The organism is Corallococcus macrosporus DSM 14697 (assembly GCF_002305895.1).
Taxonomy (GTDB): domain Bacteria; phylum Myxococcota; class Myxococcia; order Myxococcales; family Myxococcaceae; genus Myxococcus; species Myxococcus macrosporus.
Genome location: NZ_CP022203.1, coordinates 8,023,673 through 8,045,096, shown reverse-complemented (window position 1 = coordinate 8,045,096; position 21,424 = coordinate 8,023,673). Strand labels below are relative to the sequence as shown.

22 protein-coding genes are annotated in these 21,424 nt (G+C 71.7%); 16 read left to right on the top strand and 6 right to left on the bottom strand.

Annotation, left to right across the window (positions count from 1 at the left end; genetic code table 11):
• Nucleotides 1-35: 35 nt before the first annotated feature.
• Nucleotides 36-842, bottom strand: a complete 807-nt coding sequence (locus MYMAC_RS32585; protein ID WP_095960885.1) for an alpha/beta hydrolase — start codon at nt 840-842, stop codon at nt 36-38.
• 75 nt (nt 843-917) lie between these two features.
• On the opposite strand from MYMAC_RS32585, the gene MYMAC_RS32580 reads away from it, so the two are divergent.
• The 8 genes from MYMAC_RS32580 (at nt 918) to MYMAC_RS32545 (ending at nt 6,501) form a co-directional block, all read left to right on the top strand.
• Entirely contained in the window at nt 918-1,208 is a 291-nt protein-coding gene (locus tag MYMAC_RS32580; protein ID WP_013937597.1) for a DUF3467 domain-containing protein, read from the top strand.
• Nucleotides 1,209-1,301: 93 nt separating this feature from the next.
• Nucleotides 1,302-2,060, top strand: a complete 759-nt coding sequence (locus MYMAC_RS32575; RefSeq protein WP_095960884.1) for a hypothetical protein — start codon at nt 1,302-1,304, stop codon at nt 2,058-2,060.
• An 83-nt stretch (nt 2,061-2,143) separates the two neighbouring features.
• Nucleotides 2,144-3,049, top strand: a complete 906-nt coding sequence (hemF, locus tag MYMAC_RS32570; RefSeq protein WP_095960883.1) for an oxygen-dependent coproporphyrinogen oxidase — start codon at nt 2,144-2,146, stop codon at nt 3,047-3,049.
• Between the two features lies 1 nt (nt 3,050).
• Complete coding sequence (locus tag MYMAC_RS32565) at nt 3,051-3,551, top strand: hypothetical protein (protein ID WP_095960882.1); 501 nt, start codon at nt 3,051-3,053, stop codon at nt 3,549-3,551.
• Between the two features lie 152 nt (nt 3,552-3,703).
• A complete protein-coding gene (locus MYMAC_RS32560) occupies nt 3,704-4,636 on the top strand; it encodes an Immediate early protein ICP0 (RefSeq protein ID WP_204817114.1) in 933 nt (310 codons plus the stop codon).
• An 81-nt stretch (nt 4,637-4,717) separates the two neighbouring features.
• Complete coding sequence (locus MYMAC_RS32555) at nt 4,718-5,332, top strand: RNA polymerase sigma factor (protein ID WP_013937602.1); 615 nt, start codon at nt 4,718-4,720, stop codon at nt 5,330-5,332.
• Nucleotides 5,333-5,404: 72 nt separating this feature from the next.
• Nucleotides 5,405-6,049, top strand: coding sequence for an anti-sigma factor family protein (locus MYMAC_RS32550; protein ID WP_013937603.1), 645 nt, complete (start codon nt 5,405-5,407; stop codon nt 6,047-6,049).
• 23 nt (nt 6,050-6,072) lie between these two features.
• Nucleotides 6,073-6,501 (top strand): hypothetical protein, encoded by a 429-nt coding sequence (locus MYMAC_RS32545; RefSeq protein WP_095960880.1) that lies wholly within the window; start codon nt 6,073-6,075, stop codon nt 6,499-6,501.
• A 22-nt stretch (nt 6,502-6,523) separates the two neighbouring features.
• Here the strand turns inward: MYMAC_RS32545 and MYMAC_RS32540 are convergent, their stop codons facing one another.
• Both MYMAC_RS32540 and MYMAC_RS32535 read right to left on the bottom strand, forming a co-directional pair.
• Nucleotides 6,524-7,309: a hypothetical protein gene (locus MYMAC_RS32540; RefSeq protein WP_013937605.1), complete on the bottom strand. Its 786-nt coding sequence runs from the start codon at nt 7,307-7,309 to the stop codon at nt 6,524-6,526.
• A 59-nt stretch (nt 7,310-7,368) separates the two neighbouring features.
• Nucleotides 7,369-7,944, bottom strand: coding sequence for a hypothetical protein (locus MYMAC_RS32535; RefSeq protein ID WP_095960879.1), 576 nt, complete (start codon nt 7,942-7,944; stop codon nt 7,369-7,371).
• Nucleotides 7,945-8,449: 505 nt separating this feature from the next.
• On the opposite strand from MYMAC_RS32535, the gene MYMAC_RS32530 reads away from it, so the two are divergent.
• From MYMAC_RS32530 to MYMAC_RS32500, 7 genes are all read left to right on the top strand, one after another.
• A complete protein-coding gene (locus MYMAC_RS32530) occupies nt 8,450-8,689 on the top strand; it encodes a hypothetical protein (RefSeq protein WP_013937607.1) in 240 nt (79 codons plus the stop codon).
• Between the two features lie 91 nt (nt 8,690-8,780).
• Nucleotides 8,781-10,370 carry a phospholipase D-like domain-containing protein gene (locus MYMAC_RS32525; RefSeq protein ID WP_095960878.1) on the top strand — a complete coding sequence of 530 codons (1,590 nt, stop codon included), beginning with the start codon at nt 8,781-8,783 and terminating at the stop codon, nt 10,368-10,370.
• A 152-nt stretch (nt 10,371-10,522) separates the two neighbouring features.
• Entirely contained in the window at nt 10,523-11,017 is a 495-nt protein-coding gene (locus MYMAC_RS32520) for a hypothetical protein (protein WP_013937609.1), read from the top strand.
• Nucleotides 11,018-11,149: 132 nt separating this feature from the next.
• Nucleotides 11,150-12,562: a hypothetical protein gene (locus MYMAC_RS32515; RefSeq protein ID WP_013937610.1), complete on the top strand. Its 1,413-nt coding sequence runs from the start codon at nt 11,150-11,152 to the stop codon at nt 12,560-12,562.
• A 126-nt stretch (nt 12,563-12,688) separates the two neighbouring features.
• A complete protein-coding gene (locus MYMAC_RS32510) occupies nt 12,689-13,072 on the top strand; it encodes a BlaI/MecI/CopY family transcriptional regulator (RefSeq protein WP_013937611.1) in 384 nt (127 codons plus the stop codon).
• Nucleotides 13,073-13,076: 4 nt separating this feature from the next.
• Nucleotides 13,077-15,647 carry a M56 family metallopeptidase gene (locus MYMAC_RS32505; protein WP_095960877.1) on the top strand — a complete coding sequence of 857 codons (2,571 nt, stop codon included), beginning with the start codon at nt 13,077-13,079 and terminating at the stop codon, nt 15,645-15,647.
• A gap of 172 nt (nt 15,648-15,819) precedes the next feature.
• The gene (locus MYMAC_RS32500; protein ID WP_043710160.1) at nt 15,820-16,989 is read left to right on the top strand and encodes a tetratricopeptide repeat protein; all 1,170 of its coding nucleotides are present in this window, start codon (nt 15,820-15,822) and stop codon (nt 16,987-16,989) included.
• A 16-nt stretch (nt 16,990-17,005) separates the two neighbouring features.
• On the opposite strand, the gene MYMAC_RS32495 is transcribed toward MYMAC_RS32500, so the two are convergent.
• The gene (locus tag MYMAC_RS32495; protein WP_095960876.1) at nt 17,006-17,920 is read right to left on the bottom strand and encodes a LysR family transcriptional regulator; all 915 of its coding nucleotides are present in this window, start codon (nt 17,918-17,920) and stop codon (nt 17,006-17,008) included.
• Nucleotides 17,921-18,033: 113 nt separating this feature from the next.
• On the opposite strand from MYMAC_RS32495, the gene MYMAC_RS32490 reads away from it, so the two are divergent.
• Nucleotides 18,034-18,804 carry an SDR family NAD(P)-dependent oxidoreductase gene (locus MYMAC_RS32490; RefSeq protein ID WP_095961770.1) on the top strand — a complete coding sequence of 257 codons (771 nt, stop codon included), beginning with the start codon at nt 18,034-18,036 and terminating at the stop codon, nt 18,802-18,804.
• Between the two features lie 44 nt (nt 18,805-18,848).
• Here the strand turns inward: MYMAC_RS32490 and MYMAC_RS32485 are convergent, their stop codons facing one another.
• On the bottom strand, nt 18,849-20,012 hold the full coding sequence (locus MYMAC_RS32485; protein ID WP_095960875.1) for a PQQ-dependent sugar dehydrogenase: 1,164 nt from the start codon (nt 20,010-20,012) through the stop codon (nt 18,849-18,851).
• Nucleotides 20,013-20,459: 447 nt separating this feature from the next.
• On the bottom strand, nt 20,460-21,374 hold the full coding sequence (locus tag MYMAC_RS32480) for a DUF1684 domain-containing protein (protein WP_095960874.1): 915 nt from the start codon (nt 21,372-21,374) through the stop codon (nt 20,460-20,462).
• Nucleotides 21,375-21,424 lie beyond the last annotated feature (50 nt).

The window sequence follows — 21,424 nt, the reverse complement described above, 5'->3', positions numbered from 1 at the left end:
CCGTCGCTCGCCTTCAGCGCATGCCCGCACCCCACTCAGGCGCCGGCGGCGGGGGACGCGGCCTCCCACCACGAGGCGCTCCGCTGCTGCGCCAGGAAGTCGCCCACCTCCGCCGCCAGCAGCGGCCCCGCCGTGTCCCGGGGGATGACGTGGAAGCCCTGCCGCAGCGACAGGACGCGCACCGACGGGGCCGCGCCGAGGCGGCGTGCGAGCCACCGCCCGCCCTCCGGGTCCACCACGTGGTCCTGCTCCGCCACCGCCACCAGGGTGGGGCAGCGCACGCGCGCCGCGTCCCGGATGGCCAGCGCCTGGAGCGCGCACAAGTCCCGCAGCCGCGCCACGGGGAAGGCGGGCAGCACCGGCGCCTGGGCCAGCGCCTCCGGGTCCGAGATGTCCGTGCCCGTCTTCGCCACCCACGGGTGGGTCCACTCCAGCACGGGCGTGCGCGCGAGCTGCCGGACCAGGAACATGCGCGGCCCGCGGAAGCGCACCGCCGGCGCCACCAGCGTCAGCGCGCGCACCGCCTCCGGGTGCCGCGCGGCCAGCTCGAGCGCCAGCAGCGCGCCCATGGACAGGCCCGCCACGAACACGCTCCGGTGCCCCCGCAGCGCGTGCAGGGCCTGCTCCGCCGCGGTCAGCCAGTCACGCCAGGTGACCTCCAGCAGGGCCTGGGGGGTGGTGCCATGTCCGGGCAGGCGCGGCGCCACCACGCGCAGGCCCCGGGCCGCCAGGGACTCGCCCAGGGGACGCACGTCCCAGGGGCTCCCCGTGAAGCCGTGCAGGAGCAGGCACGCGTCCTCGCCCCGGCCCAGCTCGAAGGGCGCCGTCTTCAGCGGGTCCATGGGGGCGGCTTCCGAGGTCGGGCTCACGCCGTGACACTGGCCACGCGTGGGCGCAGGCGCTATGCCCCCTGCCTCATGGCGGACACTTCGAAGCCCCCGGACATGCAGTTGCAGATTCAGATGGACGATGACGTGGCCAATGGTCAGTACGTCAACATGGCCCTGGTGAACCACTCCGACACCGAGTTCACCCTGGACTTCATCTATGTCCAGCCCCAGCAGCCCAAGGCCCGGGTGCGCTCGCGCATCATCACCAACCCCAAGCACATGAAGCGCCTGGTGGCGGCCATGCAGGACAACATCCAGCGCTACGAGGCGAAGTTCGGCCCCATCGCGATTCCCGAGGAAGACGGCGGCATGCACTGAGGGCGGCGGCCCCGCTGTGAAAAACCCACACGTCGGGTGTTTCTCCGGGTGCTTCGCTGGCCTTCGAGCCCCGTGGCGCGCAGACTTGGCGCCATGGTGCTGAGACTCCTGGTTCCCTTGCTCGTATCGCTCTCTGCGTCCTCCGCCGCGGCCCAGTGCCTGGGGGATGGCGTGCAGCTCTTTCCCACACCGGGCGCCATCATCCCCACCAACTCCCGCTTCCTGCTGGAGGGCGTTGGGACGGCGCGCCCCCAGGTCGCCGCGCTGGTGGGGAAGAAGCTGCGCCTGGTGTCGGACAGCCACATCGTCGAGGTGGCGGTGAAGCGCGGCTGGGAGAGCAGCCTGGGCCGCGTCACCGTCATCCTCAAGCCCGCGGGCGCCATGGAGGCGGACAAGCGCTACACGCTGCGCCTGGACGAGTCGCTGCCCAACGTGGCGCTCCTCAACGGCCGGGGCACCATGCTGCCCGAGTGGCTCACCGGCAAGGGGCAGGACAAGCAGGCCCCGCGCTGGCTCAAGCGCCCCGCCGTCTCCGAGGGCTTCATGCGCCGCAGCGCGCAGGGCACCGCCCGCTTCGTGCGCCTCAACCTGTCGCTGAAGGAGGCCAGCCCGGCGTACCTGGTGGTGAAGCTGGAGCCGCGCCGCCCCGGGCCCAGCGTGCAGCAGTACGTGGTGCCGGTGAGCAACAACACGGCCTTCATCGGCCATGAGGCGTGCAGCGGCACCTTCGCCATGGAGGACGGCCGCAGCTACCGCGCCCGCATCCAGGCCTTCGACGTCGCGGGGCAGATGGCGCCGGCCGTCCCGCCCGTGGACTTCGAGGCGCCGGACGAATACTCGATGCAGCAGTAGCGCGCGGGAGTTCTCCCCGGGGCCGGGAAGTTGGTGTAGGCCAGAGGCGGGCGCCCCTTCGCGCCCAGCCCCCGGGAGCGCGCATGAAGACGGTGGACGTGGAGAGCCTCAAGGAGCGGATGACGGTCTTCATCCAGTCGCTGCAGGACGACATCTGCGGCGGCCTGGAGCGGCTGGACGGTTCGGCGCGCTTCCGTGAGGACTCCTGGACCCGTCCGGGCGGCGGCGGTGGGCGCAGCCGGGTGCTGGAGGACGGCGCCGTGCTGGAGAAGGCCGGCGTCAACACGTCCGTGGTGTACGGCGAGCTGGAGGAGCAGTTCGCGCAGAAGCTCCAGGGCGAGGGCCGCCACTTCTGGGCGGGGGGCCTGTCCCTGGTGCTGCACCCGCGCAACCCGCACGTGCCCACCGTGCACGCCAACTACCGCTTCATCCACCAGGGCGGGAAGGCGTGGTTCGGCGGCGGCGCGGACCTGACGCCGTACTACCTCTACGAAGAGGACGCGGCGCACTTCCACCGCGTGCACCGGGCCGCCTGCGACGCGCACGACGCGGACTACTACCCGCGCTTCAAGGCCGCGTGTGACAAGTACTTCTACCTGCGCCACCGCGAGGAGACGCGCGGGGTGGGCGGCATCTTCTTCGAGAACATGGGCGGGGACCTGGAGAAGGAGTTCGCCTTCGTCCGGGACTGCGGCCGGGCCTTCCTGGACGCGTACCTGCCCATCGCCGAGCGCCGCAAGGCCACGCCGGTGACGGACGCGCAGCGCTTCTGGCAGGAGGTGCGGCGCGGGCGCTACGTGGAGTTCAACCTCGTCTATGACAGGGGCACCGTCTTCGGCCTGGAGACGCGCGGGCGCACCGAGTCCATCCTCATGTCGCTGCCGCCGCAGGTCCGCTGGCGCTATGACCATCACCCGGAGCCCGGCACGCCGGAGGCCCGGCTGGTGGAGGTGCTGCGCCAGCCGCGAGACTGGGCGAGGGGAGGTTGAGATGGCGGATGATGGTGAGGACTGGAGCGCGCCGAGCCGGAGGCGGTCCCATCCCCTCCTGGTCGTCGTCGTGCTCGCGGTGACCACGGGCCACCTGCTGGTGACGCAGTGTTCGGAGCGGCGCCCCGCCACCCGGGCGGCGCCCCCCAGCGACTCCGAGGCCCGCGTCAACGTGCTCGCGCTGTGTGACGCCGTCCAGGCCCACCGCGATGCGCACGGCGTCTACGTCACCGCCGGCCCCACGCCGAAGGGGATTCCGCGCGGCGGCAGGGCCGTGGCCTTCCCCAAGGACGAGGCCTTCCACCGCATCGGCTTCGAACCGGACGGGAAGGTGAACTTCCAGTACCAGGTGGTGGTGCAGGAGAGCCCCGTGGGCGAGCCGGAGGTGTCCTGCCTCGCGCGCGGTGACTTCGACGGCGACGGGCTGAACTCCCTCTACCGCGTGCGGCTGGACGCGAACGGCATGACGACGCCCATTGAAGTCCAGAACGAGGGCGAATAGCCCCACCCTCGCAACCCGGCCTGGCTTGTGGCCGACAATCCAGGGGCCGGGCGGCCTCTCCTCGACATGTGCGGTGACGGCGCGAGGCGGTGGCGCGGGTTAGGCTCGGACGCAGCAGCTCGGGACCCCAAAGCCAGCGCGAGGCATTGCCCATGCCCTCCTTCCGCATCCCCGCCGTGATTGACCGCGCCCTCCGCTCGCTGGAGGGAGGCGGCGGCGCCAGGCGCCCCGAGGGCCCGGACACGCCGGGGCCCCGGAACCCGGAGTGGGGGCGCCCCGCGGTCCAGCCCCGGCCGAACGACAACTTCCGGCCCCAGCTTCCGCCGCCCCTGCACCCACCCGTGGGGGGCCAGGAGCGGCCTCCGGTGAAGCCGGTGGCGGAGCTGGTGCCGCCCGGCCTGGAGGACACCCCGGGTCAGGAGGCGCTGGGGCAGCGCTTCGCGTCGGACGCGGCGCTGCTGGCCTCGCACCTGGCGCCGCCGCGGGTGTCTGGCTCGGAGCGGGCCACGCGGCTGTGGGCGTTCTACACGGCCTACGCCGCCGCCGCCGCGCGGCACCCGCCGGAGCCCGAGGCGCGCGAGGCCTTCCGCGAGGCCCTGGAGGGACAGGGCTTCGCCGGGCTGCGGGACACGCACACCGGCGAGGACGGCGTGACGCGGGGGCTGTGGGTGATGGAGGCCCGCACCCCCGCCGAAGCCCGCACGCGCGCCGCGGAGGTGCGGCTGGAGCCGCCCCCGGAGGTGCGCCACTCCGAGGAGGCCGCCGCCCGGAGCGCCGAGCCGTCGCTCGCCCAGGCGGTGGGGGTTCATACGGCCGCGACGCTGAGCGGTGTCCCCGTGCCCACCTCAAGGCCGCGCGACGAGGCCCCTCCGGCGGAGGACGAATCGCGGGACCAGGACGGGCGGCGCGAGCGGGGGACGGAGCGCCGGCTGGGGGCGCGGATGCTGTGGAACGTGCTGCACCGGTTCCGCTCGGGCCCGGAGGACGGGGCGGTGGCCCAGGCGCAGTGGGACCGGCTGACCCTGGGCGCACTGCTGGCCCTGCTGGGAATCGCGCTGGGGGTGGCGGCGCTCGTCAGCCTCTAGGCCGCTCCTCCCGGCGGCGGCGCGTCCGGCGGTGCGAAACTCCTTGGATTGCACCCGCTTGTGCTAGGTTGCCGCACCTACTTGGCAACCGACGACCTCACTCTCGTCAAGCGCGTCCGGAGCGGCGACCAGCGCGCTTTCAAACTCCTCGTCGAGCGTTACCAGCGCAAGGTGTACGCCGTTGCCCTGGGCATGCTGAAGGACAAGGAGGAAGCGATGGACGTCTCCCAGGAGGCGTTCGTCAAGGTCTACAAGTACCTGGACCACTTCAAGGGCGACTCGTCCTTCTACACCTGGCTCTACCGCATCACCGTCAACATCTGCATCGACGTCATCCGCAAGCGTGGCGGGGGCGGCGAGGCCGTGGAGTTCGACGAGAGCCAGGCCGTGGACCTGTCCGAGGCCCGCATCGGCGCCCTGGGCAGCCGGCTGGGCACCAACCCCCAGAAGAGCGCCCTGCGCCGCGAGCTGGCGGAGAAGATCCAGGAGGCCCTGGCCACGGTGCCGGAGAAGCACCGCGCCATCCTCCTGCTGCGGGAAATCGAGGGCATGTCCTACGACGACCTGGCTCGCACCCTGGACATTCCCAAGGGCACGGTGATGAGCCGGCTGTTCCATGCCCGGGCCAAGGTCCAGAAAATCCTCAGTGAATACCTGGAGTTGGACGAAGCGAAGAGCGGCGTGGGCAGTGAGTGAGCGGCCCTCGAATATCTGAGGGAACGGCCCGTCCCAATTTTCGCAGCCCATTCCAGCGAGCAGGTGGAGCCCATGGCCGGAAATCCCGCGTGTGAGCGTTTCGTACCGCTGTTGTCCCCGTACGTCGACGGAGAGCTGAGCTCCGGCGAGCGCGTCAACGTGGAGCGTCACCTGTCTGCCTGCCGGGACTGCACCGGGCGGGCGGCGGACCTGCGCGCCGAGTCCGGCCTGCTGCGGGTGGGCCTGGACATGGCCCTGGACGACGTGGACTTCAAGGACTTCACCCAGCGCGTCATGGCGCGGGTGACGCCGGACAAGCCGCCCCTCATGGAGCGGCTGAAGCTGGCAGTGTCCGAAATGTTCCTCTACCAGCGCACCGCGATGATTTCGTCGCTGGCCACCGCGGCCGTGCTGGTACTGGTGGGGGTGCCCCTCCTGACGGGTGACAAGGCGCCGGAGGGGTACGCCGCCGAGCGCATGACGGTGAAGTCCATCCAGCCCTACCGCAACGCCGAGGTGGCGCCGGTGGTGATGGAGACGGACAATGGGGGCACCATCATCTGGCTGGTGGACGAGGACTCGGACGTCCTGGCCCCCGGCGCGGAGAAGGGTGAGCGGCAGGACCCAACCGGCGTCGGCCAGCCGGACGCAAGCGGGCGCAACGTGCCCGCGCGCCCGGCCCCTGACGCCCCCAGGCCGTCGGGAGGTTCCTTGTGAGAAGACATTTGTCGTCGGGCCGGATGCTGTGGGCGGTGCTGGGGCTGGGCATGTTGCTGCCCCTGGCCGCCAGCGCGCAGGACGCGAAGGTCCAGGTCCAGGTCGAAGTGGTGCTCGCCTCGAAGAAGGGCACCGAGGTCGACCCGCCCGAGCTGCAGAAGATGAAGGAGCAGTTCCAGAAGCAGAACTTCAGCTTCACCTCCTTCAAGCGCCTCTCGAATGAGGTGCTGACGGTGAGCGCGAAGAGCCCCTCCGAGGTGAAGCTGCCCAACGGCGCCAACGCGACGTTGCAGCTCCAGGGCATCAAGGAAGGCACGGCCACGGTGCGCGTGGCCATCCCCCGGCAGCCCACGCTGGACGTGGAGCTGGGCCGCCAGGGCGCCGTCTACCAGAAGGCCGGCAAGTACGTGGGCGGGGAGCTCATCCTCGTGCTCTCCCCTCCCGCGCGGTAGTCGCTGCTCCCAGCCGCCGCCCTCAGGCGGCGCGGGCCTCTTCATCCGCCTCCAGCACGATGACCTCCAGGTCCTCTTCCAATTCCAGGGGGAGGACCTCTTCGTTGGCGGCCCGCGCCGGGTGGCCAGACGCGGGGGGCTCGGCGTGCTCCCGCTCCAGGTTGACGCGCAGCCCGTCGAACATGGTGTCGAACGCGGCGTAGATGCGGTCCACCATGGCCAGGGCCTCCGCGCGCACCTGCGGGGAGAGCTGCATGGCCTCCAGCTCCGCCGCCAGCTCCTGTTCGAACATGGCGTGCTGCGCCTCGGCCTGCATGTGGTGGTCGGAGAAGTACTTCAGCCGCTCGTCCGCGCCTTGCGCCGCGGTGATGATGGCGGTGCGGCTGAAGAAGACGTGGCTGGTGGACTCCAGCGCCCACAGCAGCACGATGCGCAGCCGGTCATCCACCGGGCGGTACACCTCGCTGATGATGGCGTAGGCCGCGTCGCGCGTCTTCGCGTGCGCGCGGCCGTACATGGCGCCGATGCTCAGCGAGCCGCCGGTGAGCGCGGAGATGTCGTCCTCGAACCACTGGTCATGCCCGCCCTCCTCCGCGTGGTGCCGCGTGGCCAGGGCCTTGAGGTGCGCGTCCTGGATGAAGTGGGCGTTGAGGCGCAGCACGTCCTGGAACGTCATCACCCAGAACGTCAGGCGGGGCGCGAAGGCCATCACCTGGTCGATGGGCCGGTCCATCCGCATGTCGGAGAAGAAGGGGTGCGCTGCGAAGCGCGCCTCGCGCACGGCGATGTGTTGGAGCACTTCCTTCATGATGGCCCTCCCACGGGTGTGAGGTGATGCGCCGCCGCCGGCCCTCTGGCGGAACTCCGCTACCAGTTGATGCTGTAGGTGCAGGCACTGTCGCCGCGCCGCCGGCAACTCCTGGCCTCATGTTCAATACGCACCCAGAGCGAATCCTTGGGGCGGAACCGGTCGCCAATGGCCTCGATGAGCCCCAGGTCCAAATCACACGGATAGGGATTGTCACACACCATGCGTGCGTTTCGCCGGTCCACCGGCTCGAAGCGGTAGCCGCCGATGGCGCCCTTGCCGCGGTGGTTCATCCGGTACGCCAGGTCCACCGCGCGCAGGCCCTTCTCCAGCGTGTCGATGTCCGGCGGGAAGTGCGCGCTGTCCGGAATCTTCCGGCCAATCGTTCTCACCGTGCTGGGGCCAATCTTGTCGAACACGAGCTGGAACGACTTCAGCAGGGCGGGCATGGGGTACCAGACATCCGCCTTCAGCGGCGCGATGCCGTTCTCCCCCAGGATGCGCAGCGCGCGGGACTGGGCGAGCTCCATGCCGTTGACGATGGCGAGAATCGACTGGCCGATGACTTCGATGCCCTGGAACGACATGGGCTGAAGCGTGGGTGAGGTGGCGCTGATGGGAGTCTTCAATTCCATACGGGTAACGCCCCTCGTGGGATGTGACACGTATTGAAGCGGCTTTTCCCTGTAATTTCAAATAGACTTACATGTCTGTAATTTTCCGGAAGATTCGATATGGGATTCCCCGTGGCGCAAGAACGACCCGCGCGGTCGGTATGGCGGCGGGTGACCTGGGCTTCGCTGTGAGTAGGCGCGAGCCCCCGCGGCGCGCGGGAGCAGGCGGCCACGGTGGGGTGGGGCGGGATGCCCCAGCGGGGCAACCTGCCCCGGGCGGGGCGCCGCCGGCGGGAAGGCCGGCGTGGGCGCCCCTGGAAGAACTTCCGTCGGGGCCCGCCCGCGCAGGGCTGAAAAAAAGTCAGAAGTCCAGTCCCCGGGGCGGGGGGGCAGGCAGCCGGCCTTCGGGAAATCAAGGGGTTGGCGGACGGCACGCGGGTTGCTGAAGGGAGTGGGCGTGCAGGACGGCGGCGGCGGGCGGGTCGGGCGCAGGACAAGCAAACCCTTCACCCTTGGAGACGAAATCATGGCGAAGACTCAGAAGCGTGGACAGGTCATCCGTCGTAAGGCCCAGCAGGTGAAGGTGAAGACGGCGAGCGCGGTGAAGGGGGCTGGCCGGAGCGCCCGCCAGGTGCAGGTGACGCTGGGTGACCTCATCGCGGCGGCCTTCGACACGGTGGGCGGCGAGGTGAAGAAGGTGGCGCAGGTGATGTCCTCCAAGGACATGACGGTCGCCACGGGCAAGCACATCGTCTTCGTCGGCTGACACGCCAGTCCGGGGCGTGCGCGGAGCAGGACGGCCTGGCGGGGGCGCCAGGTGAGGGCGGCCGAGGCGGGGGACGGGAAGGGACGCACCTGTGAGACGCATCATCAGTCCCGGGCGGAATTGCTGGACGGTGGAGGAGGCGAGCGACGCGGGCGTGCTGGTGGACGCGCGCGCCTACTACCGCGAGCTGTACCGGGCCGCGCAGAAGGCCCGCGGATACATCGCGATTACGGGCTGGCAGTTCGACAGCGACGTGGCCCTGCTCCGGGGCGAGGACCTGGGCGAGGCGCGCGGCGAGGCGCGGCTGCTCCCGATGCTGGACGAGCTGTGCCGGGCCAACCCGGAGCTGCGCGTCTACGTGCTGGCGTGGGACTTCAGCCTGCTGCTCGCCATGGAGCGCGAGTGGATGCAGCGGCTCATCTTCAACTGGACGGCGAACGGGCAGGTGCACTTCCGCTTCGACGCCTCCAGTCCGCTGTATGGCGCGCACCACCAGAAGCTGGTCGTCATTGACGGCGCGGTGGCCTTCACCGGCGGCATGGATGTCTGTGATTGCCGGTGGGATGACCGCGACCACCCGGTGCGCTCGGAGCTGCGCTGTGACAGCGGGAGGGACCCGCACGGCCCCTACCATGACGTGCAGTCGGTGTTGACGGGGCCGGTGGTGGACCGCCTGGCGGAGCTGTTCGAGGCGCGCTGGGCGCACTCGGGCGGCGGCGAGCTGCGGCTGCCCAAGGTGTCCCGGGACGACGTGGACTTCACGCCCAGCCTGCCGGCGCCGCCGGGGCCGGTGGCCATCAGCCGCACCTTCGGCAAGACGCTCCTGCCGCCGCAGCCGGCGGTGCAGGAGGTGGCCGCGCTGTACCTGGACGCCATCGACGCGGCCGAGCGCTTCATCTACATCGAGAACCAGTACTTCTCCTCGCGGGCCATCTTCCAGGCGCTGGTGAAGCGCATGCGGGCCGCGGGGCGGGGGCGGCTCCAGATTGTCCTGGTGTTGCCCCAGCAGCCGGAGGCGCTGCGGGAGCAGCTCGCCATGGGCATTGCCCAGGTGCGGCTCTTGCGCGCGCTGGAGCGCGTGGCGCACGAGACGGGGCACTCCTTTGGCGTGTACTGCTCCGCGGGGCACGACGCGCGCACCGGCGAGGACGTCTACACGTACATCCACTCGAAGGTGATGGTGGTGGATGACCGCTTCCTCACGCTGGGCTCGGCGAACACCACCAACCGCAGCCTCGGGTTGGACTCGGAGCTGAACCTGAGCTGGGAGGCGGAGGCGCCCAATGATGCGACCCAGCGCGCCATCCGCCGCGTCCGCGTGTCGCTGATGGCCGAGCACGCGGGGCTGGAGGGACTGGCGGCCCTGCGCCTGCTGGCGGCGGCGGACGGCGGGCTGGTGGACTGGCTGGACGGCCTGGCCGTCATGGGGCTGCAGCGCCTGCGCGCCCACCCCATGTCGACGGTGTTCGACCAGAGCCCGCTGCTCAAGTCGCTGGAGCCCGAGGAGCTCATCATCGACCCGGAGGCGTCGGTGCTGGACGAGTCCCTCTTCGAGGTGCTCCACCGCGCCGAGGACGGGCTGTTCGCGTCCGGGGTCCGCCTGCTGTCGCGCTGGCTGGTGGGCACGGGCACCGAGCGCCCGCACCGCGCCATCCTCCCCTGCGCGCAGGACGACGGCTAGCCGCGCGCGGAGGCGGCGGCGCGCCAGGGGCCTGAGCGCCCGCCTGCCTTGGGGCGGGCCCGGGGACACGGGCATGGCCGGCGGGTTGTTCCTGCCGCCGGGGACGCCACCTTGTCGAGAGCACAACTTCTCTCACGCAAGGGGGATTCACCATGAAGCTTCCGCTCATGGCCGCGGTGGCGGCACTGGCTTTCTGGGGTTGTTCGAGCAACTCGGCGAACACGCGCGCGGATGACCGCGCCATCGGCGGCTCGGGGACGGAGACGACGGCGCCCGGGTCCGTGGACACCAACTCCGACTGGGATGACCGCAGCGCGGGCGAGGCCGCGGACGTGACGGACAACGAGCGGCGTGACCGGCAGGACGCGCCCACCGTCTACGACGGCGAGGCCACCGGCGGCAGCGGCCCCGGCATGGGCGCGGGCACCTCGGTGACGACGCCGGAGGGCGAGAAGTACGACGTGCAGGATGGGCCGCTCCTGGGGGGCCAGCAGAGCGAGGAGGCTCGCAAGGACGGCGTGGGCGGCTCGGGCAACATCCAGAAGGAGCCCGTGGACGGCAAGTCCGAGGTCGAGGAGCTCGACGCCGACGAGGTGGAGACCCAGGAAGTGGAGTCCAGCGACGTCGAGCTCGACAGCAACCGTTGACGCGGCGTGAAGGTCGCGCGTCGCCGCTGACGTCCAGCGGGGGCGCGTGTGCCGACGGTCCGCAGTGTCTCCCACACGCGGATGCGGTCGCGTGCTTCGTCTGGCGCCGGGGGCAGGTAGAGTCGGGGGACGATGACTGGCGCCCCCCTCTTCGCTCTCCTCGCCCTGGTGTCCACGCAGTACGACGGCAGCTCCACCGTGGAGGAGGTCCCTTCGGAGGAGGAGGTCTCCGCGCCCGCGCGGGAGGGAGGCCCTGTCTCCGCCGCGCGGCTGGACGAGCCCGCGCCTCCGGGGAGCACGCACCCGGGCGGTGCGGGCTTTGGCTTCAGCGGCCAACTGGAGGCCGGCGGCCTGAGCCTCCCCTCCGGGCCCCGCGACGGTGGCCAGGACTTCTTCGCGCGCATCCATCCCTCGCTGGGCCTGACGCACGGGGAGACCTTCGTGCTGCGGCTGGGCGCCAACCTGCGGCTGCGGATGGTGGATGAAGCGCCCACGCGCGAGGACGACTACAGCGGCGGTCTGCGCCGCGAGGACTGGGACGAGCTGAGCGACTTCGGCCAGGTGGTGCGCATGCTGCGCATCGGGCAGGAGGGGCGCCCCGTCTTCCTCCGCGTCGAGCCCTTCTCCGAGGAGACGCTGGGCCGCGGCTATCTCGTGGGCCGCTACAGCAACACGCTGACGCCGGACTACCACCCCGCGGGCGGCTCGCTGACGCTCGTGAAGGGCGCGGTCCGCGCGGAGCTCCTGGCCAGTGACGTGCTCGCCGCGCGCATCTTCGCGGGCGAGGCGCTGCTGGACCTCGGGCGCATGGCCAACGACGACGCGAAGCACTTCGACCGGTATCTCCTCCGCTTGTCCGCGGCGCACGACGCGGGCCGCGCGGGCGGCAGGACGCCCGACCTCACCCTGGCCTCGGTGGGCGGAGACATCGCGCTGTACAAGGGCGAGCGCCTGCGCGCGTGGGCCCTGCTGGGCGGCGGCGCGCGCTTCACGCAGGCCCACACGCCGGCCTTCGGCGGCCTGCTGGGCGTGGCCTTCGAAGGGCAGATGGCCAGCGGCACGCAGTTGAGCGTCACCGTCCAGGGCCGCAAGCAGGGAGGCCGCTTCCGCTTCGGCATGTTCGGCCCCGACTACGAGCTGGGCCGCTTCTCCGGCGTCGGCCTGTCGGAGACGCCCATCGCGGAGGAGGTGCTGCCGTCGGGCTTCGCGGGCTACGCGGAGGTGAGCGTCGCGAAGGGCAACCCCAACGAGCTGCTCCTGCTGGGCAGCGTGGCCGCGCAGTACTTCGGCTTCGGCAGGACGGACGCGGATGTGTCCGCGGGCTTCGAGCTCCCCGGCGGCAAGACGCGGGCGCTGGCCCGGGTGGTGCTGACGGGCCTGGGAGACCGGCCCCGCTATTCCGCGGGGGTGGAGCTGCGCCAGCGCATCCTCAATCACTTCTACGCCTGGGGCTCCGGCGGCACCGTCCATTTCCCACAACCGGACGGCACGCTCGTGCGAGGCGTCACCGCTGGGGCTGGCGTGGGCGTGGACTTCCAGCGCTGAGTCCCGCGCTCCGAGCGGCGGCCGGGCCTTCGTCGGCCTGACGCCGCTCTCTTTTCGCCCTGCTTGACTACGGTTGTAGTCAGCCGTACCTTCTTCGTGACTACAGTTGTCGTCACGGGAAGGCGCATGAAGAAGCCGGTGGGAGAGCAGGAGCTGTTGGTGCTGCGGTACGTGGCGGAGCACGGCCCGGCGACCGTGGGTGAGGTGGCCGAGCGCTTTGGCGAGGCCCAGGGGCTGGCGCGCTCCACCATCCTCACGGTGATGGAGCGCCTGCGGCTGAAGGGCTACCTGACGCGGCGCAAGGTGGAGGGCGTGTTCCAGTACGCCTCGCCGGTGCCGGCCGCCGAATTGCTCAGGGACGTGGTGGGCGACTTCGTGCAGCGCTCGCTGTCGGGCTCGGTGTCACCGTTCGCCGCGTACCTGTCCGAGGCCGAGGATGTGTCCGACGAGGAGCTGGCGCAGCTCCAGGACGTCGTGGCGCGGCTGCGCTCGCAGAAGCGGAAGGGGTAGTCGCATGTTCACCGACTGGATGTCCTCGGGCTTGTGGCGGGCGTCGTGGCAGGGGGCGCTGTGCGCCGCGTTGGTGTGGGCGGTGTCCCGCGCGTGGCCCCGGTTGCCGGCGTCGCTGCGCGCCGGGCTCTGGTGGTTGGTGGCGCTCAAGTTCGTGGTGGCGCTGGGATGGCTGCCCACGCTCGCGCTGCCGGTGCTGCCCGCGTCGGTGGCGTCCAGCGTGGCGCGGGTGGAGGCGTGGTGGAGCGGGGCTTCCGCGTGGCGGCCCGTGGCTGGCGCGAAGGTGACGGCCTTCCAGGCGCAAGGCTCGACACGGGAGGGCGTGGAGGCTGGCGCGACGCAAGGGGCGGTGTCTCCTCCGCGGTGGGCGGCGAACGGCGTTGCGCCTGATGGGCTCCAGGTGGCCGTGTCCACGCGGCGCGAGGCCGCGCGCCATGGCGAGGTGGTGAGCCTCGTGGCGGCGGGGCCCGGGCCTTCCTCCTGGATGGTGGGGGCCGGCGGGCTCCCTGTGACTGCGCCGCGTGAGGCCGGGCGCCAGGGGGACGGGGGCGGTGCCGCGCACGCGGAGGGCGAGCCCGGCGTTTCCCTCTCATGGGGGCGCGCCTTGGCGTGGCTCCTCCTGATGGTGTGGGGCGCCGGGGTGCTGTGGCAGATGCGAGGCCAGGTGAAGAGCGGGCTCGCGGTGCGTCGTCTGCGCCGGGCGGCGCGTCCGCTGGTGCACCCAGCGCTGGAGGCGGAGGTGCGGGCGTTGTCGGCGGCCGCGGGGCTGCGACGCGCGCCAATGCTCCTGGTCTCCGAGACGGTGGCCAGTCCGCTGGCCACGGGGTTGCTGTCGCCGGTGGTGGTCCTGCCCGCGAAGGCCGTGCGGTTGCTGCCCATGGCGGCGCTGCGCATGGCGCTGGCGCACGAACTGGCGCACCTGCGCCGGGGGGACTTGTGGCTTGGCTGGGTGCCCGCGCTGATGGAGTCGCTCTTCTTCTTCCACCCGCTCGCGCGGCGGGCTGCCCGCGAGTACGCGCTGGCTCGCGAGGAGGCGTGTGACGCCGAGGCCATCCGGCTCACGGACGCGGAGCCCGCGGACTACGGCGAGCTGATTCTCGCCTTTGGAATCGCAAGGGCTCCCGGCTCGGCCGCGGCGCTTGGTGCGTCATCTCACGTTGATGCGTTGCACAGGAGGTTGAGCATGCTGGAGCATGTTGATGCCGTTTCCCCTCGAATCCGGCGCGTGTTGAAGGTGGCGCTCTCCGCCATGGGCGTCGCGGCGCTGGTGCCCTTCCAGGTCGTCGCGCGGGAAGCGGGCGCCGCGTCCGGGCAGGCGCCTGAGTCGCCTGCCTCGGCGCCCGCGGCGGCTCAGGCTTCGAAGCCAGCGCCTTCGTTGGGCGCGGCCACGGCGTCTCCTGTCGCGAAGCCCGCGCCTTCGCGGGGCACGGCCACGGCGTCTCCGGCCGCGAAGCCCGCGCCTTCGCGGGGCACGGCCATGGCGTCTCCAGCCGAAAAGCCCGCGCCTTCGCCAGGCACGGCAACGGCGTCTCCGGCCGCGAAGCCCGCGCCTTCGCGGGGCACGGCCACGACGTCTCCAGCCGCGAAGCCCGCGCCGTCTCCGGCTCAGGGCGAGCGCGTCACGGAGACCAGGAACGAGCGCGTCGTGGTGAAGCGGGGCGTGGTCGTGTTCCATCCCCAGGGCGTTGCGAGCGCTTCGCCCGCGATGCCGCCGCCAACGCCGCCCGCCGCGCCGACGCCGCCCAATACACCCGCTGAGCTCGGCGCTGCCTCGCCGCTGCCTCCGCTGCCGCCGACGCCTCCGGCCCCCCGCATCGCGGTCGCCTCGCACCGGCACGTCCTGGGCGCCGGCCCTCACCTCGCCGCGGTTCCTCCTCCTCCGCCGCCGGCTCCGCCCGCGCCACCGATGGGGGACCCGGACCGCGGCTACGTGCTGCTGGCGGATGGGTCGGCGATGATGAACGGCACCACGGTCGACCTTGAGCTGGCGCGCACCTTCAAGCAGAAGAACAAGGAGATTCTCTTTGTCCGCCGCAAGGACGAGGCGTTCATCATCCGCGACCCCGCCACGCTGAAGGCCGTGCGTGAAGCCCTCTCCAGCACGCGCGAGCTGGGCAAGGCGCAAAGCGCGCTGGGGGAGAAGCAGGCCGCCCTGGGCAAGCAGCAGGCCGCGCTCGGCCAGAAGCAGGCCACCCTGGGCCATGAGCAGGGCGGTCTGGGCCGCAAGCTCGGGGACCTGGCCTATCGGCAAGCCGGGCTCCACCTGGAGGAGACGCGGCTGGATTCCTTGTCGGAGACCGAGCGCGAGCGCCGCCGCGCCGAGCTGAAGAAGCAGGACCGCACGCTGGAGCAGGAGATGGCGGCCCTGGAGAAGCAGATGGCGGGGCTCGCCGAGAAGCAGGGCGCCTTGAGCAAGGAGCAGGGCCAGCTCAGCGAGAAGCAGCACGCCCTGCACGAGGAGCAGGTCCGGTTGAGCGAGCAGCATCAGGCGCGCGTGAGGGAGGCGGAGGTGAAGGTGCACGACCTCATCGACGAGGCCCTGCGCAAGGGCCTGGGCCAGCCGCTGCCCACCTGAGGTGGGTGGCCTCGCGCGGGGTGGGTCCCCGGGGCCTCCATCGCTCGCACTTCGAGGCGGAGGCGGATGCCGCTGGCAGTGTGGGCGAGGGCCCGGGCTGGCAGGCGCGTTCCACGGGCGCCCGCCGCTCGTGAACTGCCGGGACTTCGTACCCCGTGGTAGACCCTGACGCATGTCATCGACGCATGCACGGGAAGGGGGGCGCTCCCTCCAGATGGGACGGCCCCAGGACGCGGTGAAGAGCTTTCAGATGGGGCTCTCCATCGACCCAGGCGACGTGGACTGCCTCCTGGGCCTCGTGCGTGTGCACCTGAGCACCGGCGCCGCGGCGGACGCGGAGGCCGCGGTGCTTCGCCTGTTGAAGGTGAAGCCGGACCACACGGAGGCGCAGGCGCACCTCGCCATGCTCCGTGCCCAGGCGGGCCACCCCGAGGCGCTGGAGTCCCTGCGGGCCCTGGCCGCCGCGCCCACCGCCGGCTACTTCGAGCGCTTCAACCTGGGCGCGCTGCTGTTCGAGCGGGGCGACTTGATGGGCGCGCGCGCCGCCTTCGAGTCCGTGCTCCAGGTGTCACCCGACAGCACCCACGCCCACTTCGAGCTGGGGCGCATCCGCCTCCAGCAGGGCGAGCCCGACGGCGCGGTGTCCCACTTCCTGCGCGCCGCCCAGGGGGCTCCCCAGCAGCCCATGCCGCTGCTGATGCTGTCGCGAGCGCATGCCGCCTGTGGCCAGCTCGGGTTGGCCATCCAGGCGGCCACGCAGGCCCTGGAGAAGGCCCAGGGCGGGCTCCAGCGCGCGGTGCTGGAGGACCTCTTCAAGCTGTACCTCTCCGGCGGCAGCTCGGATGGCGCCAGGCGCGTGGCGCAGGAGCTGCGCCAACTGGAGCCCTCCAGCCTCAACTACATCTACCTGCACGGCCTGGCGCTGATGAGCGCGGGCTCCTTCGCCGAGGCCAAGGAGCTCTTCGCCGAGGTGCTGCGCCAGGCCCCCGGGAGCTGGCAGGCCCAGCACGCGCTGGCGCAGATGCACCTCGCGCTGGGCGAGCGCGACTCCGCCTTGAAGCTGCTGGAAGCGGCGTCGGCGTCGGTGCCGACGGACCCCGGTCCCACCAATGACCTGGCCGTGGTGCTGATGCAGGAGAACGGACACGCGCGTGTCCCGGCGCTGCTGGCGCCGGTGTTGGCCGCGCACCCGAATGACGCCGGCACGCACCTCAACATGGCGCTGGGGAACGCCCCCTCGGACAAGGTGGCCGCCGCGCACCACGCGCGACAGGCGCTCGCGCTGGGCGCCGACGACGTGCGCGCGCAGGCGGAGCAACTGCTGAAGCAGCTTGGCGCCTGAGGCTCGCCGGAGGGCGTCAGCCCTCCGGGTGCGGCTCGAAGGAGTCCGTGAGCTGCTCGGCGAGCCAGCTCATCACCACGCGCACCCGGCGGGGCACGCTCCGGCCGTAGGTGTGCAGCAGTGAGACGGGCATGGGCATGCAGGTGAGCTCCGGCAGCACCTCGACGAGCTCGCCTTCACCCACGCCGGGGCGCGACTTGCGCCTGGGAATCTGGATGATGCCGAGCCCCGCCCGGCAGGCCGCGACGTAGGCGTCGACGCTGCTGACCGTCACCCTGTTGCGCATGGGCCACTCGCGGTAGCCGCCTTCGTGGGGGTACTCGAAGGAGGGCGGCTCGGCGCCGAGCCCCGGCGAGTAGTGGACGACGAAGTGCCGGTTCAAATCCTCCAGCGTGCGCGGCATGCCGTACTTCCGCAGGTACGCGGGGCTGGCGTAGTTCATCATCCGCAGGACGCCGAGCTTGCGCCCCACGAGCCCCGGGGCCCCCTGCGAGCCCACGCGCAGCACGCAGTCGAAGCCCTCGCGAAAGGGCTCGGTGCGCCGGTCCGTCGTGTTGATGAGGACCTCCAGGTGGGGATGCCGCGCGAGCAGCTCCGGCAGGCGTGGGAGGATGAGCTCGCGCGCGATGTTGACGGGCAGGTCGACGCGCACGCGCCCCCGCAGGCCACGGGCCGCCTGGAACAGCGCGCTCAGCTCGTCCGCCTCCTGCAGCAGCCGCCGGGCCCGGGGGAGCAGCTCCTCTCCCTCCGGGGTGAGCCGCACGACGCGCGTCGAGCGCTGGATGAGCTGGCAGCCCAGCTCCGCCTCCAGCGCCTTCAGCCGCAAGGACACCCGCGCCTTGGGCATGCCGAGCTGCTCGCCCGCGCGGGTGAAGTGGCCCAGCTCGGCCACCTTCACGAATATCTTCAGCGAGTCGAGGTCCAGGCTCATTGTTTCTCCAATCGAAACAGTGTGTCGGACCGCGGCCTCTTTCTCAACCAGGGCACGGCTCACTATTCATGGACAGGTGCGGCGCATCGCCGCGCCACCTGAAAGGAATGGACATGCCCACCTCGAAGAACATGCCCGTGGCGCTCATCACGGGGGGAAGCCGTGGACTGGGGAAGAACATGGCGCTCAAGCTGGCGGCCCGGGGCACCGGCGTCATCCTGACGTACCGCACCGGCGCGGATGAAGCGGCCGACGTCGTGAAGCAGATTGAAGCGGCGGGCGGCAAGGCGGTGGCGCTCCCGCTCGACGTGGGAGACACGCGCGGCTTCGGCGCCTTCGTGGAGGCGGTGCGCGCGGAGCTGGGCCGTCACTTCGGGCGCGAGCGCCTGGACTTCCTGGTGAACAACGCGGGCATGGGCATCCACGCCAGCTTCGCGGAGACGACCGAGGCCCAGTTCGACGCGTTGATGAACGTCCACCTCAAGGGGACCTTCTTCCTCACCCAGCGGCTGCTGCCGGTGCTGGCGGATGGCGGGCGCATCCTGAACGTCTCCAGCGGGCTCGCGCGCTTCACCTTCCCCGGCTACGCCACCTACGCGACGATGAAGGCGGGCGTGGAGGCGCTCACCCGGTACCTGGCGAAGGAGCTGGGGCCCCGGCGCATCTCCGTCAACGTGCTCGCGCCCGGAGCGACGGCGACGGACTTCGGGGGCGGCGTCGTGCGCGACAACGCGGCGCTGAACAAGATGCTGGCCGCCCAGATTGCGTTCGGCCGCGTGGGCGAGGCGGACGACATCGGTGACGCCGTCGCCATGCTGTTGTCCCCGGAGGGCGCGTGGGTGACGGGCCAGCGCATCGAGGCCTCGGGCGGGATGATGCTCTGACGCCTGGCGCGCGCTCCAGCTGCGCTGGAGCGCTGGGGCCGGGCTCAGCGCTTCAGGCGGAGGATGAGGTCCTTGTCCGGCCCGCAGTCGCCGCGCCCGTCGCAGTTGCTGGTGGTGACGTAGAGGTGGCCGTCCGGCCCCATGATGACCTCGCGCAGCCGGCCGTGCGTGTCGCGCAGATACACTTCATGCTTCGCCACGCGGTTCGAGTCGGGCGCGAACTCCACGCGCTGGAGGTGGCGCGAGCCCAGCGTGCCGATGAGCAGCGAGCCCTTCCATTCGGGGATGGCCGTGCCGGTGTAGATGGCTGCGCCGCCCGGTGGCAGGGCGTCCTCGTAGGTGATGGACGGGGTGATTTGCCCCTGGCGCGTCTCGCACGAGTAGATGCCGGGCCAGCCCAGGTTGTCCCCGCGCCGGGCGACGCTCACCTCGTCATGGCCCCGGCGCAGCGTCTCCCCGCTGGGGCCGTGGTCCACCACGTACAGCGTGGAGGCGTCCCGCCAGTCGAAGGCCTGGAGGTTGCGGATGCCCGTGAGGAACGCGGGCGAGCCGGGGATGGGGTTGTCCTGCGGCACCGCGCCGTCCGGCGTGAGGCGCAGCAGCTTGCCGGCCGGGTCGTTCGCGTTCTGCGAGCGGTCCGGGTCTCTCGCGTCGCCGGTGCCCGCGTACAACATGCCGTCCGCGCCGAAGCGCAGGCGCCCGCCGTCATGGTACGTGGCGGAGGCGATGCCGCCGAAGATGACGCGGTCGCGCGCCGCGGAGGTGTGGTCATCCGACAGCGTCCACCGCTCGATGCGGTTCTCCTCGGTGCCGCCCGCGTCGGTGGTGACGTAGATGTAGAACTGGCGGTTCTGCGCGAAGTCCGGGTGGGCCGCGATGCCGAGCAGGCCTCCCTCCGCGGCGTCCGCCACCGGCACCGTCGCCACGGGCTGGGGCTGGAGGGCGCCCGCCTTGAGCAGGCGGATGCGGCCCGGGCGCTCGGTGACGAGCGCGTCACCGCCGGGCAGCCACGCGATGCCCCACGGCGTCTCCAGTCCGCGCGCCACCACCTCGACGTCGAAGGGTACGGCGCCGTCGGCGCCCCAGCCGTCCTCCACGAGGATGCAGTCCTTGGGGGAGGCGGTGCCTTGCGCCTGGCTCCTGCGGCAGGCGGAGGCGGAGACGGTGAGCACCACGAGGGCCGAGAGCAGCGGGAGAGAGGTGCGCATGGACGGATTAATGTCCGCGCGCGCGCGGATGCGCCAGCCTCATGGGCACGGAGCGTCCAGGGACGGACGCGCCGTGGGGGGCGCTCGCCCGCGCCAGCCTCGCGGAGAGGGCGCGTCCGGGGACGGACGTGCGGTCGGCGGAGCGCTCGCCCGCTCCAGCCTCGCGGACATGGAGCGTCTCGGGACGGATGCTCCGCGGGGCGGACCGCTCGCCCGCTCCAGCCTCGCGGACATGGAACGTCTCGGGACGGATGCTCCGCGGGGCGGACCGCTCGCCCGCTCCAGCCTCGCGGACATGGAGCGTCTCGGGACGGATGCTCCGCGGGGCGGAGCGCTCGCCCGCTCCAGCCTCGCGGGCATGGAGCGTCTCGGGACGGATGCTCCGCGGGGCGGACCGCTCGCCCGCTCCTGGCGCCAGGCCCGGGCGGCGGCACGTGGCTGCAGGCGTCAGTGGTCCGCGTAGCGCTTCTCACCCGCCTCCACGCGCGTGGCGAGCCGGTTTTGACGCGGAGGCAGCGGGCAGGTGGCGAACTTCGTGAACGCGCAGGGCGGGTTGTAGGCGCGGTTGAAGTCGAGCACGACGCGCCCGTCCTTCGGCTTCTCCGCGGAGAGGAAGCGGCCCGCGCCGTAGGTCGCGTCCCGGTTCGTCTCATCCGCGAAGATGATGAAGAGCCCGTCCGCGCCATCCTCCACGGGCGTCAGCCGGTGCTCCTTGCCATTCATCGTGAAGACGAGCGTGCCGGGCGCCTTCATTTCCTCGAGAGTCCCCAGCACGTTGGGGACGCTCACCATGCGAGGCGTCTGCGCGGGCTCGAAGCGCGCCTCGACGCGCCAGGCGGGGCTCGCCTGATACGTGGGGATGCCGTGGAACTGCTTGCGCGCTGGTGCGCTGGAGTCCCGCACGCGGACCCCCAGCTTGTCGCCGCGGAGGATGAGCTGGAAGCTGACGGTGCCGAGCTTGAGCACGTCCGGCGCGCCCTGCGCGTCCGACTGAAGCGCGCCGCCCGTGAAGGGCTGGCCGTCGCGGGTGAGGGTGACGCCGGGCGCGGGCTGGAAGCGGGCGGTGGTGCCCTGCCGCGTGAAGGTGCCCAGCTTCGCGGGCGTGCCCTCCGGGAAGTCCAGGTCGTTCTCGGGCGCGGAGCCCGCGGTCTGCTCGCCTTCCTTGAGCCAGAACAGGCCCACGAGGGTGAGCCAACCGTCCTCCGCCTGGAGCCGCTGGATGCGCTGCTCGTGCCAGGCGCGGGTGGACGTCTGCAAGTCATTGGCGGCGGGAGTGGCGGTCTTGGGCATGGTCCGGGGCGCCGCTTGGGAGGCCGGCGCGGCATGGAGGGCGAGAGACAGGGCCAGGGCGAAGGGCGTCATGTCGGGGCCTCGAAAGGGGGAGCCCCCTGTCTAACAGGGCGGCGGGGCAG